This is a genomic window from Amycolatopsis sp. NPDC043887 (assembly GCF_056435665.1).
This window is the reverse complement of record NZ_JBWKEB010000004.1, coordinates 461,639-477,322: the sequence shown is the minus strand read 5'-3', so window position 1 is coordinate 477,322 and position 15,684 is coordinate 461,639. Positions and strand designations below refer to the sequence as shown.

At 67.7% G+C, this 15,684-nt stretch carries 15 protein-coding genes; 10 read left to right on the top strand and 5 right to left on the bottom strand.

The features are described 5' to 3' along the window. Positions 1-12: 12 nt before the first annotated feature. Both AC069H_RS14100 and AC069H_RS14095 read right to left on the bottom strand, forming a co-directional pair. Positions 13-1,041, bottom strand: coding sequence for a hemolysin family protein (locus AC069H_RS14100; RefSeq protein ID WP_478232518.1), 1,029 nt, complete (start codon positions 1,039-1,041; stop codon positions 13-15). Continuing rightward, the gene (locus AC069H_RS14095) at positions 1,038-2,399 is read right to left on the bottom strand and encodes a hemolysin family protein (protein ID WP_478232517.1); all 1,362 of its coding nucleotides are present in this window, start codon (positions 2,397-2,399) and stop codon (positions 1,038-1,040) included. The genes AC069H_RS14100 and AC069H_RS14095 overlap by 4 nt, the downstream gene beginning before the upstream one ends. Positions 2,400-2,786: 387 nt before the next feature. Between AC069H_RS14095 and AC069H_RS14090 the strand changes: the two genes are divergently transcribed. The 4 genes from AC069H_RS14090 (at position 2,787) to AC069H_RS14075 (ending at position 6,674) form a co-directional block, all read left to right on the top strand. After that, on the top strand, positions 2,787-3,671 hold the full coding sequence (locus tag AC069H_RS14090; protein WP_478232516.1) for a universal stress protein: 885 nt from the start codon (positions 2,787-2,789) through the stop codon (positions 3,669-3,671). Positions 3,672-4,000: 329 nt separating this feature from the next. After that, on the top strand, positions 4,001-4,738 hold the full coding sequence (locus AC069H_RS14085) for an ANTAR domain-containing protein (protein ID WP_478232515.1): 738 nt from the start codon (positions 4,001-4,003) through the stop codon (positions 4,736-4,738). 603 nt (positions 4,739-5,341) lie between these two features. Beyond that, complete coding sequence (locus AC069H_RS14080; RefSeq protein WP_478229002.1) at positions 5,342-5,566, top strand: hypothetical protein; 225 nt, start codon at positions 5,342-5,344, stop codon at positions 5,564-5,566. Between the two features lie 781 nt (positions 5,567-6,347). Beyond that, positions 6,348-6,674 (top strand): hypothetical protein, encoded by a 327-nt coding sequence (locus AC069H_RS14075; RefSeq protein WP_478232514.1) that lies wholly within the window; start codon positions 6,348-6,350, stop codon positions 6,672-6,674. A 17-nt stretch (positions 6,675-6,691) separates the two neighbouring features. On the opposite strand, the gene AC069H_RS14070 is transcribed toward AC069H_RS14075, so the two are convergent. Next, a complete protein-coding gene (locus AC069H_RS14070; RefSeq protein WP_478232513.1) occupies positions 6,692-9,457 on the bottom strand; it encodes an AfsR/SARP family transcriptional regulator in 2,766 nt (921 codons plus the stop codon). Between the two features lie 199 nt (positions 9,458-9,656). Here AC069H_RS14070 and AC069H_RS14065 point away from each other — a divergent pair, with 199 nt between their 5' ends. Then, positions 9,657-10,640: an ArsR/SmtB family transcription factor gene (locus AC069H_RS14065; RefSeq protein ID WP_478232512.1), complete on the top strand. Its 984-nt coding sequence runs from the start codon at positions 9,657-9,659 to the stop codon at positions 10,638-10,640. Between the two features lie 49 nt (positions 10,641-10,689). On the opposite strand, the gene AC069H_RS14060 is transcribed toward AC069H_RS14065, so the two are convergent. After that, a complete protein-coding gene (locus AC069H_RS14060) occupies positions 10,690-11,052 on the bottom strand; it encodes a hypothetical protein (protein WP_478228997.1) in 363 nt (120 codons plus the stop codon). Between the two features lie 194 nt (positions 11,053-11,246). Between AC069H_RS14060 and AC069H_RS14055 the strand changes: the two genes are divergently transcribed. The 5 genes from AC069H_RS14055 (at position 11,247) to AC069H_RS14035 (ending at position 14,635) form a co-directional block, all read left to right on the top strand. Continuing rightward, positions 11,247-12,050 carry an NmrA family NAD(P)-binding protein gene (locus tag AC069H_RS14055; RefSeq protein WP_478232511.1) on the top strand — a complete coding sequence of 268 codons (804 nt, stop codon included), beginning with the start codon at positions 11,247-11,249 and terminating at the stop codon, positions 12,048-12,050. Then, entirely contained in the window at positions 11,959-13,227 is a 1,269-nt protein-coding gene (locus AC069H_RS14050; RefSeq protein WP_478232510.1) for a cytochrome P450, read from the top strand. The genes AC069H_RS14055 and AC069H_RS14050 overlap by 92 nt, the downstream gene beginning before the upstream one ends. 128 nt (positions 13,228-13,355) lie before the next feature. Continuing rightward, the gene (locus AC069H_RS14045) at positions 13,356-13,520 is read left to right on the top strand and encodes an aspartate 1-decarboxylase (protein WP_478232509.1); all 165 of its coding nucleotides are present in this window, start codon (positions 13,356-13,358) and stop codon (positions 13,518-13,520) included. Between the two features lie 30 nt (positions 13,521-13,550). Then, positions 13,551-14,372 carry a CPBP family intramembrane glutamic endopeptidase gene (locus tag AC069H_RS14040; protein WP_478232508.1) on the top strand — a complete coding sequence of 274 codons (822 nt, stop codon included), beginning with the start codon at positions 13,551-13,553 and terminating at the stop codon, positions 14,370-14,372. A 155-nt stretch (positions 14,373-14,527) separates the two neighbouring features. Beyond that, positions 14,528-14,635: a hypothetical protein gene (locus AC069H_RS14035; protein WP_478232507.1), complete on the top strand. Its 108-nt coding sequence runs from the start codon at positions 14,528-14,530 to the stop codon at positions 14,633-14,635. Positions 14,636-14,949: 314 nt separating this feature from the next. Here the strand turns inward: AC069H_RS14035 and AC069H_RS14030 are convergent, their stop codons facing one another. After that, the gene (locus tag AC069H_RS14030) at positions 14,950-15,279 is read right to left on the bottom strand and encodes a hypothetical protein (RefSeq protein WP_478232577.1); all 330 of its coding nucleotides are present in this window, start codon (positions 15,277-15,279) and stop codon (positions 14,950-14,952) included. Positions 15,280-15,684: the final 405 nt, after the last annotated feature.

The window sequence follows — 15,684 nt, the reverse complement described above, 5'->3', positions numbered from 1 at the left end:
TTTCGTGACGAATTACCCGGCCGTCGCGACCTGGTTGTCGGCCGGAAGGAGCTGGTCGAGCAGGTCGTGGAGGGTGACCAGGCCGATCGGCTCGTCTTCGGTGCCTACGAGCGCCAGGTGGTTGCGGGTGTCGCGCATCGTGCTCAACGCCGCGTAGACCGGCGTCTCCGCCGGCAGGGTCAGCACCGGCCGCATCAGGTCCGCCGCGGTCGTCCCGGCGGGCGGGGTCAGCGCGTCGCGGACATGCACCACGCCCACCGTCCGGTCCTGATCCCGTACGACCAGCCGGAGATGGCCGCTCGTCCGCGCGGCCGTCTTGATCTGCTCGGCCGTGCTCTGGGGCGCCACCACCGCGACGTCTTGGATCGGCCGCAGGACCTCGCGCAGCGGGCGGGTGTTGAGTTCCAGCGCGGTGGCCAGCCGGTCATGCCGCCCGGCGTCCAGCGCGCCCGCCTGCGCGGAGTGATCCAGCAGTTGCCGCAGCGCGTCCGGGCCGCGGCCGGCGCTGACCTCGTCGACCGGCTGCACACCGACCCGCCGCAGGCACCAGTTCGCGACGCCGTTCAACCCGACCAGCACCGGGCGGGTCAGCCACATGAACCCGCGCATCGGAATCGCCAGCAGAATCGCGGATTTCTCCGGATGCGCGATCGCCCACGACTTCGGCGCCATCTCACCGACCACCAGGTGCACGAACGTCACCACGATCAGCGACAGCACGAACGCGACCACGTCCGCGGTCACCGCGGGCAGGCCCCACCCCTCCATGACCGGGGTCATCATCTCGTGCACGGCCGGTTTGCTGATCGCACCCAGCGCCAGCGTGCACAACGTGATCCCCAGCTGTGATCCGGCCAGCAGCAACGACAACTCCCGCGCGCTGCGCAACGCGGCACGTGCCGCCACCCCGGTCTCGGCCGCCTGTTCCAGCCGGTTGCGGCGGGCGGCGACCAACGCGAACTCGATCGCGACGAAGAACGCGCTCAAGGCGACGATCAACGCCGATAGGGCCAGCGCCGCCCCTGTGCTCATCCCGGTCATCGGGCCACCTCCTGGGCCTGCAGCAGCCGCAGCGTCACCGTGTGCGGGACATGCCGCTCGACCGAGCGCACGGTGATGACGACCTGCCGATCCGGTTCGTCGTCCTCGGCTCCCGCCGTCCGGGGCAGGTCCACGGTCACGCTCTCACCCGGTTCAGGCAGCCGTCCCAGCGTGGTGATGACCAGCCCGGAGACAGTCTCGTACTCGCCCTCAGGCAGATCGTGCCCCAGTAACCGCTCCACCTCATCGACATGGGTCGCTCCCGGCAACGTCCACCCATCCGCACCGACGGTCGCCTCGTCGGCGCCCGCCGGGTCGTGTTCGTCGGTGATCTCCCCGATGAGTTCCTCGGCGATGTCCTCCAGGGTGATCACCCCGGCCAGCCCGCCGTACTCGTCCACCACGCAGGCGAACTCCTCACCCTCCGCCCGCAACAGCTCCAGCACACTCGGCAGCGGCAGCGATGAGGGCACCATCACCGTCGGACGGGCCACCTCCCGCGCCGGCGCCCCCGCCGCGGCCTCGGTGTCCAACCTGAGCACATCACGCAGGCAGATCACCCCGATCACGTCATCGATGTCCTCTCCGACCACCGGCAACCGGGAATGCCCGCCGGCCATCAGCAAAAGCACCTCGCTGACCGGCTGGTTCGCCGCCACCGTCGTGACCCGCGGCCGCGGAATCATCGCGTGCTCGGCGGTGCGCTCATGCAGATCCAGAGTCCGGTCCAGCAGAGCCGACAACTCCACCGGCAGATCCCCGCTGTCACGCGACTCCGCCACGATGTGCTCCAGATCCCGCGGCGTGGCAGCGTGCTCCACATCGTGCACCGGCTCGATCCGCAACATCTTCAGCAGCAGGTTCGAGGCATGATCGAACAACCGGATCAGCCACCCGAACAGCGCGAGGTACAGCTTCGTGGACCACGCCAGCCAGCGCGCGACCGGCTCCGGCCGCGCGATCGCCAAATTCTTCGGGAACAACTCCCCGAACACCATCTGCACCACGGTGGAGAACAGCAGCGCCAGCACCGTGCCGACCGCGACCCCGACCGCCTGCGGCACACCGACCCCACCCAGCAGCTCACCGATCCCGGCACCGACCAGCGGCTCGGCCACATACCCGACCAACAGGCCGGTCACCGTGATCCCCAGCTGCGCACCCGACAACATGAACGAGGTCCGCCGCGTGATCCCCAAGGCCCGCTCGGCACCCACATCACCGGCAGCCGCCGCGGCCTTCAGCCGAGACCTGTCCACCGCCATATAACCGAACTCCTGAGCGACGAAATAGCCGGTCAGAGCGGTCAGGAGCAGCACCACGACCATCCCGAGCAGGATGGTCAACACCGTCATCATCGCGCCGTCACCACCAGGAAACGGTCACCGGGAGGGCGCGTGCGGCAAACAAGAATCAGCAACTTCGAAGGGCAGCGTCCGATAAGGACGCTGCCCGTACTTCGGGAGGGGTCCATGTTCCTCTCACTTCGGATGTCAGTCGAGTTCGGCCGGCACCCAGTATGACGACTGAGCGTTTTGCGAAGTTCCGCCCCGCATCCGTCGGGGGAGGCGGCGCACCGTGAGGTGAGGCGAAAGGCCCCGTCGCTCGACGGCCATCGTCCCTAGTCCGGGCCGGTACCAGCCCGCATCATCGGAACGAGCCGGGTAAACAGGCGTAGCACTGGGCACCACCGATCTCCCGTCGCGGCGCCATCCACAAAGGACCGGCTCGAGGAGAGGACTCTGATGACTGATGCTGCGAATCGGCCGGTCGTGGTCGGGGTGGATGGATCGGCCTCGGCCGGGCGAGCCGTGCGCTGGGCCGCACGCGAGGCCGTCCGACGTGACACGACGCTGCTGATCGTGCACGTGTGCGCGCTCGTTCCCGTCGCGGTGCCGCACGCGATGGCACTCGGGCCCTACCGGCACGCCCTGGAAGAACAGGGCCGCGAATGGCTCGCGGAGGCTGCCAGCGCAGCCCGCAAGTCAGCACCCGACGTGGTGGTGAGTACGGAAATGACCGGCGGCTGGGCGGCCGAACAGCTGATCGGCCACTCGGCCTCGGCCGATCTGGTGGTACTCGGCTCGCGCGGACTGGGCGGTTTCACCGGGTTGGTGGTCGGGTCGATCGCCGTCGCGGTCGCCACGCACGGGCACTGCCCCGTCGTGGTCGTTCGAGAACCGGCCCCGCACAGCGAACCCCCACAGGACGGCCCGGTCGTGGTCGGCGTCGACGGGTCACCGGCCAATCAGGCGGCGATCCCCTTCGCGTTCCAGGCCGCCTCCTCTCGGAACGTGCCGGTGGTGGCTGTGCACGCCTGGAGCGACCTGCCCATCGCAACGGCCTGGGAACTGACAACGGATTGGCAATCGCTCCAGGAACAAGAGTCGAAATTACTGAGCCAGTGGCTGGCCGAATGCCAGGCACGCTATCCGGATGTGCCGGTCGAGCAGGTCGTGGCCCGCGACCGCCCGGCCCACATTCTGCTCGACCACGCCACAAGCGCCCAACTGGTCGTGGTCGGATCCCGCGGCCGCGGAGGGTTCCGCGGCCTGCTGCTGGGCTCCACCGGTCAAGCCCTGATCCACCACGCTGCCTGCCCAGTGGCGGTTGTCCCACCGCACCGCTAGCCCACTCGTTCTTCGCACGCCGGACATGGTCACGAAGTGTTTGGCAGGCCCGCTCGAATGCCTTCCGTGATGGAGTAACCGAAAGGAAGCGATCCGTGTTTCCCTTTCCCACGTGGAAACTCGCTACGGTGGGCAATGAATCGTGAGGCTGCTCAGGCCGAGTGGAACCGGCCAGGCACGCGGTCTCAGGCGGGCCGACCGGGATCGAGGCGAGCCGTACACCTGCCAGCGGCATGTCGTACTCCCCTGCGGGTTCATTCTCCTGAGTTCACAGGTGCCCGCAGTTCAGCGCCTCCGTGGTCGGGAGCCCAAGCGAAAGGGTGGCTCCGTTGGCCACTACCGACCGTGAATTCGTTGTCGCCGAAGCCGTCCTCAACCTGGTGGACCGCGGAGACGACTTCGACCCGCTGGACATGCTGCATGACCTGACCACGCACGTGGTAGCCCTGCTGCCCATCCGGTCCGCGGGAATCACCCTCCTGGACAAGCACGGCCAGGTCGACTACGTGACCGCGTCCGACGAGATATGCCGCCGGCTCGAGGAAGACCAGATCAAGCTGGGCGAAGGACCCTGCGTGGACAGCACCCGCACCGGGACCGCCCTCGCCCCGACCACCCTGCACCGGTACGGGCCCGCCCCACAGCGCTGGCCCCGGTTCACCCCGCGCGCACTCCGCGCCGGCATCACCAGCGTCGCCGCCGTGCCCTTGCGTGACAACGACACCGTTATCGGTGCCCTCAACCTCATGATCGCGGCCCCCTCGATACCCACCCGCCATGACCTGCGCCTGGCGCAAACGCTGGCCGACACCGCCGTCCTCTGTCTGCGGCAGCGACGCGTCCTGCTCGGCAAAGACGCGATCATCGACCAGCTCCAAACCGCGCTGGACAGCCGCATCGTGATCGAACAAGCCAAAGGGTTTCTCGCGGCACACTGCCAGATCACCGTCGACGAGGCCTTCCTCCGACTACGCAGCCACTCCCGCAACAACCACCACAAACTCAGCGATCTCGCCTCCCAGATCGCCCAAGGAACCATCCCCACCCACTTCGGACCGCCACCCTGACGGACCCGGCCCCTCGATCAGGGTGCCGTGCTGGATCGCCGAGGCAAGTGTCTCTTCCCTACGCTGTCTCGTCGGGCGGTGCGGTCGTTGCGGAAAGCCCTGACCGGATCGCTTCCGGGGGAACAACTCGATCAACATCCGGCGGTCTCCGGCGGACAGCGCCGCCAGAACCCGCGAGGCAGGCGGAACCGCCAGCATGCGCACACCGGAATTCGGGGCTGCGCGCGGGATCGCGCGCACCCCGAACCAGGTGATGCGCTCGGTCGCCGGAGCGACCGCCATGACCGTCCATCGGTGCCGGCGTGCGCGGACGCGCTCCCTTCGGCGGAACACCACGGGGCCTCCGTCGATGTCGATGTCGCCACGTAGACCAAGATTCTCAGCTCAGTGATCTTGTGGCGCTGATGAGCATCGCGGTGTGCACGGCCAAGTACACCGTCCCTGTCCATGCGAGGTCGCGTCATCGGAGTGATGATCTTGGTGCGGGCGGGTGCTCCATCACGGTGATAGTGACGAACAATTCGGTCATGGGCACCAAAGCGGACCACGCGTCGATAGGGTGGTGTCGTCATAATCGACAACGTGTGTGAAGGGATGGCACCAGTGGCTGTTTCCGTGGACCTGGCCAAGCAGTTGGACAAGGCGTACGAGGAGCTCTCAGTATCCGAGGTCCTCGACGCGCCCGTCGCGGCACTGGCAGGGGTCAGCGAAGGCGACGCGGAGAAACTGGCCGCGGCCTTCGGGGTCAAGACGGTGCGCGACCTGGGAACCAACAAGTACTTCAAGCTCGCCGCGACGCTGGCCGAGCTCGACCAGGCCACCAAGTAAGCCCTCGGGCACAGCCGTCCTGACGGGGTGTGGGCGCTTCCAGCCCACACCCCGTCAGCTTTGTCCAGGTCGCCGGGATCGCGCCGGACGGCCGTGCCCGGACTCGACGCGCGGCCGCTGACGGAACAGCCGGTCGCGAAGAAGAGACCAAGCAGGTTTACCCGGGACGTCAATCACTGCCAGTCACCCAGTGCGCTCCTCGCCATCGCTAATGGCTAATCAGCGGGTTCGCGGCTGTCCGGCTAGTAGAAGCAACTCTCAACTTTGACCGCTACAATGCGCAGCTCCATCGAAACCCATCTGTTGTTGTGGCACTGCTGGCCACTGCCTTTCTTCGCCGCTCAGAGCACGTTTTCCAGATAGCGGGAACGCGCCCATTCGACATCGTGAACCACCTCGGCTCCTGGCTCGCCGGGAACACGCTCACCCGCCCGGCCATGAAATGGCTTTGCGGCCACACGATCGCCCGCCTCCACCACCGTCTCAACGCCGAAACCGACCTCGCCTGCGGCATGTGCTACCCGGACCGATGGGCCCTTCTTCACCGGCCAGACACACCAGGACCAGTCCCCTGCCTTTGCCCGCGGACGCCTGAACAGGCTCGGTTTCCGTCGTCGCCATACCGGCAGCATGTCAAAGAGGTGCACAACCGACTGCTTCGGTAAGCGACCCTCCTCGGTGCTGGGAATCTGCGAGGAGCCTGCAAGGCCGGGCCCTTACGTTCTGTCATGTGGTCGCCCACGCGGCCACGCACTGTCGTCTCATCACAGGAGGTCATCCGTTGAAGCGTCTCGCAACCGCCATCCTCATCGGCGCCGCGGCGGTCGCCCTGCCCGCCACCGCCGAAGCGGCACCCGCGTCCGCGCTGATCACCTGCGGTACCCACAGCGAGGACCGGGGCGACCACACGGCCTACTTCTACGGCAACTGCAACAGTGGCGGCAGGGAGGTCGTCGTCCAGGTGTGGATGAATTGGAACGGCGTGCAAGACATCTACCAGCACGACATCTGCGTCGCGCCGCACGAGGTGGGGCATCTCGGGAACTCGCCCAAGGACGCCGCGCCTTCGTACAGCTACTTCGGCAAGAACACCGGCCGGGCCTGCTGACCGGTGCCGCCACGAGCTTAGCCTCGATTCGACTCGGACTTCGGTGACAGTTCGTGGAGATGACCGCGTACGACGTCCGCCATCGGGTCGGCGAGAATGCCGAGCACCGGGAGGGCTTCTTCCCAAGCGTTCCTGGCCTGTTCCGGATCTTCGTCGGCCCTGCGGGCGTACCCCAGGTCTACGAGTGCCGCCGCCAGTTCGAGCTGATCACCGCTTTCGCGCAGTGAGGCCACCGCCTCGTCGAAGGCGGCGAGCGCCTTTTCGGGACGGCCCATACAGCGGTACAACCGGCCGAGATTGGTGAGGGTGACACCTTCTCCCCAGCTGGAGCGAAGTTCACGATGCAGGCGCAGCGCGTCGGTACAGCAGCGCAGCGCCGAGTCATGCTCGGCCAGTACCCGATGGGCGCCGCCCAGGCTGTTCAACGCGACCGCCTCGCCCCAGGTATCCCCGAGCGCGCGCGAGGACTCGACGCAACGATGAAACACCTCGACGGCGTCCTCCGGTGTTCCCGCGGTCACGAGAACCTCGCCGAGGGTGTGCAGGATCGCGCTCTCACGGCGGTGTTCGCCGGTCTCGCGGCACTGTGTCATCGCGTGCCGCAGTGTCCGCTTCGCGTCCTCGCATCGGCCGATCCAGTATTGAAGTGTTCCCAGGGCGTGCAGAATCCGCGTCTGGCCGGGCTGTACGGGTCCGCTCTGTCCGGTGGGCGGGCGACCGGGGCGGAGCAGCTGCACCCAGTCCTCGAGCGACACCCGGCCGTGGTGTGTCGCCGTATCCGTGTTCGGTGTCAGGCTGAGACTCGTCTGATCGACGTGAGACCAGTCGACGAACTCCTCGTAACCGCTGAAGGTACGGACGAGTCCCTTCGGCATGGCGAGGCGGACGCCGGCCCGGTCGCCGGGAAAGAACCGCCGATAAGCCGCCGTCATCGTGTTCACGTAGTACTCCAGCACCCGCGACTGCGCCCGCTTGCGGTCCGGCTGTGACTCGCTCGCGAGTCCCTGTTCGCGCGCATAGGCACGCAGCAGGTCGTGGAACTGGTACCGCTCGGCCTTGACCTGCTGGATCAGGCTCGCGTCGACCAGGGACTCCACGTGCCGGTCGGCGTCGTCAGGTGAGGTGCCGAGAAGCGCGGCCGCCTCGAAGCGATCCACATCCGGACCCAGATGGAGGCCGAGGAGGTGAAAGGCCCGCCGCGAGTCCGGCGGAAGCCGGTGATACGACAGGGCGAACGCCGCGGCGACACTGCGGCTGCCCGAACGCAGCCGCGGCACGATGTCGCGTTGGTCGCTGAGCCTGCGGCGCAGTGCCGTCACCGGGAGGGACCGGGACAGCCGGGCTCCGGCGATCCGGATGGCCAGCGGCAGTTCGCCGCACAACCGAACGGTTTCGGCGATCGCCGCGCGGTCCGACTCGGCGCCGCGGGCGGTCGCGATCCGGGTGAGCAGCTGACCCGCGTCGGCGGGCGAAAGCGGATCAAGGGTGAGCTGGCACGCCCCGTCGAGGTCCAGCAGGCGATGCCGGCCGGTGATCACCACGGCACAGCCCGGTCCGGCCGGGAGCAGGGATTCGACGCGCACGCCGTCTCCCACGTTGTCCAGCACCACGAGCGCCCGCCGCTCGGCAAGGGCGTCGCGCCAGAGCATGGCCCGCGTCTCCGTGTTCTCCGGTATCGCCTCCGCGGGGACGCCGACGGCACGAAGCAATACGTGGAGCGCATCGTGGGCGTCTCGCGGTTGCAGACCCGGCGTGTGCCCGTACAGGTCGATGTAGAACTGCGCGTCGGGGAACCGGTCCGCCAGTGAATGCGCCAGATGGACCGCGAACGCCGTCTTCCCGACCCCGGCCATCCCGTCGACGGCGACCACCACCGGCGACGTCCGGTCGGCGCTCGCCGAACACAGTTCCGAGATGAGGCTCGTCTCGGCATGGCGTCCGGTGAAGTCCGCGACATCGGGCGGCAGTCCGCGCAACCCGGCGGTCCTGGGACCCCACGCTCCGACTTCGTCCCTCGGGGATTCGTCCTGTAGCCGTGGCACCGGGTCGGCCTGCTCCAGCACCCTCCGATGTGCCTGCCGCAGCCGCGCTCCCGGCTCGACCCCCAGTTCCGCCACCAGGAGTTCACGGGTCTGGCGGAACACGTCCAACGCCGCGGCCTGCCTGCCTGACCGGTACAGCGCCACCATGAGCTGCTCGCACAGCGACTCCCGCAGCGGGTGGGCGGTGCGCAACCGCTGCAGTTCGGCGATCACCTCGGCGTGGTTTCCCAGTTCCAGTTCGACCGCGAGGCGTTCCTCCTGCACCGCCAGCCGGGTCTCCGCCAGCGCGTCGGCGTTGGTCCGGGCGAACGGTCCCGGCACTCCCGCGAACGGGCTGCCCCGCCACAGTTTCATCGCGGAGTCGAACTCGACCACGGCTTCCGCCAACCGGCCGGCCGTGACGGCTTCGCGCCCCAGCGCGACATGGTCGTCGAACACGTCGAGGTCGAGTTCACCCGGGTCGACCCGGATCCGGTAGCCGCCCGCTTCCGAGACCAGCCTGTCACCGCGTTCGGCTGCGGCGAAAGCGCGCCGGAGGCGGGACACGTAGGTGCGCATCGTGTCCACGGCCGTGGGCGGCGGCTCCTCGCCCCAGAGGGCATCGACCAGCGATCCCAGTCCGACCACCCGGTTGGCGTTCACCAGCAGCGCGGCCAGCACGGCCTGGGAGCGCGGCCCGCCCAGCTCGATCCGCCCCAGCGTCCCCCACGCCCCCACCGGACCGAGAATCCCGAACCGCACCGCGCCCCCCAAGACACCGCCGAAGACTCCTCTATACCGCAGCCTCGCAGGAACGCACAAATGGATTAACGCGGGCGTGGGGCCGCCAGTGAGATCGAGGTCGCGCTTGCTACCTCCTTTCCATTCCGGTGCAATGCCGCCGTTTTACCGTTGCCGACACGACCGAGGGCTTTTCTCGTCCGAAAGGCGACTCACCTGAATGCCACTGCACATCCATTTCTCGGCCGCCGATCTGGCCCGTGTCACCCTCTCCACCGAGCCGGATCCGTTATGGGAAGTGCTCCTGAGTCTGCATGTCCTGCAAAGCCCGACGGTGGAGCCGCGCCATGAACGCTGGCGCGCGGGGCTGACGCTGAGCCCCGCCATGCGAGCCCTGTTCCACTTGGCGCCACCACGGGGCTATTCACCGGATTTCCTCACACCGGCGGAATCGGCGGTGGGCCTCGAAAGCGGGCTCGCCGCACTGCGGCGCACGCCGCGTCATCGCCTGCGGGCCGAACTCGCGCGGCTCGCCGGGCGCGCGATGCCGTCACGGTGGGCCGCCAGGCTGGCCTCAGGTGACCACGCCGCCCTGACGGACCTCACGCGCGGACTCGCCGACTACCACCGGACGGCGGTGGAGCCATCCTGGACGCGGATCGAGCACCACGTACGTGACGACGCCGCCGCCCGGACGCGGGTCCTGGTGTCGAAGGGGACGGGCGGGCTGCTGGCATCCCTGCATCCGGCGCTCACCTGGCGTGGTGACGCGCTCCGACTGGACGGCGACCACCTCGTCCGGGACCTGTGGCTCGGCGGGCGGGGATTGCGGTTGCTGCCGTCGTTCTTCTGCCACGGACGGCCGACGGTGCTCGCCGACCCCGCCCTGCCACCCGTGCTCGTCTTCCCCGCGACCACACGTCCGGCGCCGGTCACCTGTCCTGCTCCGGCGGGTGTCACGGACGCGAAGCCGCTGGAAGATCTGCTGGGGCCGACCCGCGCCGGGGCGCTCCGTGCCGTCGGCGACGGCTGCACGACGACGGAGCTGGGCCGACGGGCGGGCGTCACCGTCTCCGTGGCCAGCTATCACGCGTCGATCCTGCGCTCCGCCGGGCTGATCACCACCGAGCGGGCCGGACCGGCGGTGCGTCATCGGCTGACCCGCTTGGGAGCGAACCTCCTCGGCCACCGATTCCCGGCGTGAAAAGCGCGGGGCCGCCTCCGCGGTCTTGGAGGCGGCCCCTGGTTCACGCTCAGTCGATGTTCACCTTGTAAATGGTGCAATCGCCGAGCGATTCACTCTGCCACGCGATGAATCGCTTGGCAGGATAGTGCGTCCCGTGGCATTCGTACCAGAAGTATCCGGTGTTCGCTCCCGACTGCCAATGAACGGTGTTGAACGAGCGCGCGAGACTCGACCCGGAGTTCGCGTAACACGTCCAGGAGCCGTTCTTGTTCTTGGCCGCGAAGAAATCCGCCGGGCCCGCACAGGGCCACGCGTCGGTCTGCACCCCGGCCTCGGACGCCCCCGCCGGAGCGGCCGCGATCGAAACCGCGGCGAAAAGCGCCGCGGCACCGGCGACGACCCCCGTCATCCGCCTGCTCGGAACCTTCATTTTCCATCCTTCCCTCGGTTGCCCTTGCCGACCGAACATAACCGGACGGAGAATCCCGATCCAAGCCTTTCCACGACCGTTCAAAAGCAGGCGGAAATCGCCAGCCTCAATGGCGCTGCAAGGAATTTGCCATGTGCGCGTCGTAAGGTTTCGCGAACGCCAGGGAATCATCGTCGTTTTATGAGGAGCTGCTCATGAGGATTCTGGTCACCGGTGCCACCGGTACCGTCGGCCACCGGATCGTGGCCGGCCTGGTCGAGACCGGCCACGAAGTGCGGGCGTTGACCCGCGACCCGGCGAAGGCCGGCTTCCCGCTGGGGGTGGAAGTCGTCCGGGGAGATCTCACCGAGCCCGACAGCGTCGCCGGTGCCCTCGATGGCGTCACCGGTTTGCACCTGACCACCTTCGGGGGCGATGACGGCGCCCCACTGGAAACCGGCCCGCAACTGGTGGAACTCGCCCACCGGACCGGAGTGAACTGCCCTGGACTCTTCTGCTGCCGGTGGAATTCATGGCGGGGATCGGTGGTGCACGAGTCCGACATCGCCGGCGTGGCGGTGGCGGCCCTGACCGGTGACGATCATGCCGGGAAGGCCTATCCGATCACCGGGCCGGAACCGATCACGCCCGAACGGCGCGTCGCTCTGATCGCCGAGGCGATCGGCAGGCCCATCCGGTTCGAGCAGTTGTCCGATGAGCAGGAACGCGCTCGTCTCTCGGCGTTGGGCTGGGGGCCGGACGACGTGGAGTTCGGCATCCAACTCGGCCTGAACCCACCCGAAACGGGTGCCGCGGCCGAGCCGACCGTGCGGGAGGTCACCGGCAGACCACCGCGTTCCTTCGCCCAGTGGGCGGCCGAGAACGCGACCGGTTCCGGTAGCCGCCGGCAATCCGAAGGAGGAAGCGATGAACGCCTTGGGCCCCGCCGACGCGCTGCGGCTCGGTGCGCAGATCCAGGTCTCCAAGACCGTCAGCCGGCTGCTCGGCGGGCTCGGTGACCTGCTCGTACAGGTGGAGCATCCGAAATGGCGGGAAGACCCGTATCCGTTGTACGAGCGGATAAGGGCGAAAGGCCCGCTGTACCGCGGTTTGAGCGGGTCGTGGGCCACGGCTTCCTTCGCGCTGTGCGATCAGGTCCTGCGGGATCGCCGGTTCGGCATGAAGTACGCGGACGGCACGCCCGCGCTCACCGGCGCGCTGGGCATGGTGTCCCAGACCTACCCGGAGAGCTTCCTCGACCTGGATCCACCCGATCACACCCGGCTGCGCAGGCTCGCCGCGCCCGTGTTCAAGCCCGGGCGGGTGGACCACTACCGGCCGACGGTGCAGGCGGCGGTGGACTCACTCCTGGCCAAGGTGGCCGGACAGGAGACCTTCGACCTGGTCAAGGATCTGGCCGCACCGCTCCCGATCACGGTGATCAGTGACCTGCTCGGTATCCCGGCCGCCGAGCGGTCGGTCTTCGCCGAGTACGGCACTTTGATCGGCGAAGGCCTCAGCGGTGTGCACTCGGTCCGGCAAGCCGAACAACTGATCACCGTCGGCGAGGACCTGGTCGTGTTGTTCGACCGGCTGCTTCACGAGCGGACGGCGATTCCCGGTGACGACGTGATCAGCGATCTCGCGGCCGCCGTCGGGGACAAAAGGATGACCGCGCGGGAGCTGCACGGCACCGCGTTGCTGTTGCTGATCGCCGGTTTCGAGACCACGGTCAACCTGATCGGCAACGGCGTCCGGGCGCTGCTGGACCACCCCGGACAGTGGGAGCTGCTGTGCTCCGATCCGAGTCTCGCCGCCGCCGCGGTGGAGGAGGTACTGCGCTACGACCCCCCGGTGCAGGCGTCGCTGAGGATCGCGCACACCGAGGTGGAACTGGCCGGGCGCACGATCAGGCCGGGCCAGTTCGTCGCCGTGCTCCTGGCCGCGGCCAACCGTGATCCGGAGGTGTACGAAAGGCCGGGCGAATTCGACATCACCCGCTCCGGCGCATCGGACCACCTGGCGTTCTCCAGCGGAATACACTATTGCCTCGGCGCCAGGCTGGCGCGTATCGAAGGCGAAATCGTCTTCCGCACCCTCGCGGAGCGAATGCCGCTCCTGCGCCAGGCAGGTCCGCTTCGACGCCGGGAAGGCAATTCCATCCGAGGCCTGAGCCACTTTCCCGTCACGACCTGAGTTCGCTCCTCTCGTCGGCCGGACGGTTGCCGAAATCATCGACGACATTCGGAGGACGCGACCATGGACCGAACCCTGATGAGATCCAAGATCCACCGAGCCCGAGTCACCCAGGCAGGACTATCGGCGTGGACGGCGCCGCCGCCCGGCTGATCGGCGTCGGCGATCTGGTGATCATCATCGCTTACGGGATGGTGCCCGACGTCGAGGTCCGACCCGTCAAGCCGCGCGTCGTGCAGGAAAGCGCGGGCCCGGCCGATACGAGCCCGGCGCGAGGTGACATGGCAAGTTGAGGGTCAGCCAACGAGGAAAGAAGCCGTTTCGTGCCTGATGCGACCACCCGAACCGAGACGGGGGCATCGAGTCTCGGCGCCCGGTCCGCCACGGCGGCGGCCTGTCTGCTCATGGCGGCGCCGGTCTTGCCCGGCGCGCCATGGTTCTCCTTTGCCGTCGCCGCCGGGCTCGTGGCATCCCTGGTGGCGGCCGTGCGGAGCCGCTCGGCGCCAGGCATCCGCGCCGCGACCGTCGCCACTGCCGTCTCGGTCGTGTTCCATGTGACGATCCTGCTGGACTGGCCGCCGGCCGTGCGGATCGCGCTCGCGCTCGTCGTCGTGTTCGGCTTGTCGGCCGGACTCGGCAGGCTCCCGTCGATCTGGACGGCGTTCGGCTGGGTCGAACCGGGCCGCCTGACCTGGCCGCTTGCCGCTTCCGTCGTGGTGCTGATCGTGGGCACCACGGCGGCACTCGTCGTCTGGGCACGGTTCACGGATCCGGTGCTGCCCGGCTACATCGTCGCGGCCAAGGACAGTCCGCTTTGGCAGGTAGCACTCGCCGTCATCGCTTTCTCCCTCTTCAACGCGGCACTGGAAGAGAGCCTGTTCCGGGGTGTGCTGCTCGACGAGATGGCCGCGATCTGGACGGTACGAGCAGCCCTGATCGTGCAGGGTGCCGCGTTCGGTCTGTTCCACTTCAAGGGGTTCCCATCCGGCTGGACCGGAATGGTGATGGCAGGCGTCTGGGGCTACCTTCTCGGCGTCTTGCGTGTGCGGAGTCGCGGGCTCCTGTTGCCGTACATCGCGCACATCGGTGCCGACGCGACCATTGCCGTCATCACGGTGGCCGGCTTGTCGGGCCGACACTTGTAAGCACTGTTCGACTGTCCTGCATTTGTGTTCACAAAACCAGTTGGACTAATTCTGATCGGTCGCATAAGAATATCCCGCCACATACGGTCGAGGGGCGCATAAGTTTTGACAGATGATCACTCCAAGCCGCCGTCGAAAGCCGTGCCGTCATCGGCATGACCAAAGGCATTCTCATGCTCCACCACTGCCTCACCCTCCAAGCCTTCCAGCTTCTGGTCGAGTCCTCGGCAACCGGCGACGGGGCCGACCGGCCCGGTCATTGAGGGGTAAGGCAAACGTGTCGGGTGCGATGGGCGGTCCGCTCATGGCCGCCTTCGATCGTGTCGCGAAAGCCACGTCGACGGCGTAGCGAAGGGCCCCTTCCCTACCTTCAGGGTAGGCAAGGAGGCCTTCACCACCACCTGGGTCGATCACTTTGAACTGACGGTGCGAAAGTGGCTTTCGCAACACGCCACATTTGCCTTACCGACTCAATAGCCGCTGACCGCAGGTATAGTCCGTCGTATGAATACGCATCCCGCGCATGGATGCCACGAACAGGTGCTCGAGTCCCTCGGACACATCACTACCCCACGCCTCACTCAAGATCACTTGAGCGAGGCGTTTGTCTTTGGCCCTCGTCCAGCATCCGACGAGAGAGGTCGCATTCGGGTGCGAGGGTCACTCCCCCGCTGTCGCAGACCACTATCGACCCGCTAGCCCGGAGTTCCGCGGCAACAAGACAGGTGCGCACGTGACCCCGGGCATCGTGATCGTCCAGGTCGCCGAAGTGCGCGGCGATGCGATCGATCAGACGGTCTTCACGACGGTAGATCGTCTTCGGACGTCCGGCGGTGGACTGTCGGGCGCTGGAGTGGCCGTGGCGGCAGCGATAGCCGGGTCGGTCGTGCACCCAGTGCGAGTCCATCCGCCGCGCGCAGACCCCACACCGCACCAACCCGGCGAGAGCGTAACTGCGGATCGCGCCGTCCTTCGCGGCGCGTTCACCCTCGGCTGCGGCGACCCCGAACTCGGCAGCCACCTTCCGGCGCCGGTGGCACTGCACCCGGGAACACCCACGGTGAAACCGATACTCCGCTGATCGGGAACACGTTCCTGAGCGGTGGGCCTCCTTCGGTGGCGCCCGGGCCAACTGTGTCCTGGCCGTCGACCGGAACGACCTGGCAGGCGGTCGCACCGCCCAGCGACAAACCCCGAGAAACACACTGTCGGAAAGCCATCGTCCCGAACAGGCTCACCAACCGCCGTCCGGAAAAACGGTGCGTCACCTTCTTTCACTATTCCAGGGGGCTGTCCGCGTGCTCCTGCCTCA

What these genes read in the sequence shown, in the direction of transcription:
- AC069H_RS14065 (WP_478232512.1), top strand. Translation starts at nt 9,657, where the DNA reads ATGCCACTGCACATCCATTTCTCGGCCGCCGATCTGGCCCGTGTCACC.
- AC069H_RS14035 (WP_478232507.1), top strand. Translation starts at nt 14,528, where the DNA reads ATGACCAAAGGCATTCTCATGCTCCACCACTGCCTCACCCTCCAAGCC.
- AC069H_RS14090 (WP_478232516.1), top strand. Translation starts at nt 2,787, where the DNA reads ATGACTGATGCTGCGAATCGGCCGGTCGTGGTCGGGGTGGATGGATCG.
- AC069H_RS14100 (WP_478232518.1), bottom strand. Translation starts at nt 1,041, where the DNA reads ATGACCGGGATGAGCACAGGGGCGGCGCTGGCCCTATCGGCGTTGATC.
- AC069H_RS14050 (WP_478232510.1), top strand. Translation starts at nt 11,959, where the DNA reads ATGAACGCCTTGGGCCCCGCCGACGCGCTGCGGCTCGGTGCGCAGATC.
- AC069H_RS14055 (WP_478232511.1), top strand. Translation starts at nt 11,247, where the DNA reads ATGAGGATTCTGGTCACCGGTGCCACCGGTACCGTCGGCCACCGGATC.
- AC069H_RS14030 (WP_478232577.1), bottom strand. Translation starts at nt 15,279, where the DNA reads ATGGACTCGCACTGGGTGCACGACCGACCCGGCTATCGCTGCCGCCAC.
- AC069H_RS14060 (WP_478228997.1), bottom strand. Translation starts at nt 11,052, where the DNA reads ATGAAGGTTCCGAGCAGGCGGATGACGGGGGTCGTCGCCGGTGCCGCG.
- AC069H_RS14095 (WP_478232517.1), bottom strand. Translation starts at nt 2,399, where the DNA reads ATGATGACGGTGTTGACCATCCTGCTCGGGATGGTCGTGGTGCTGCTC.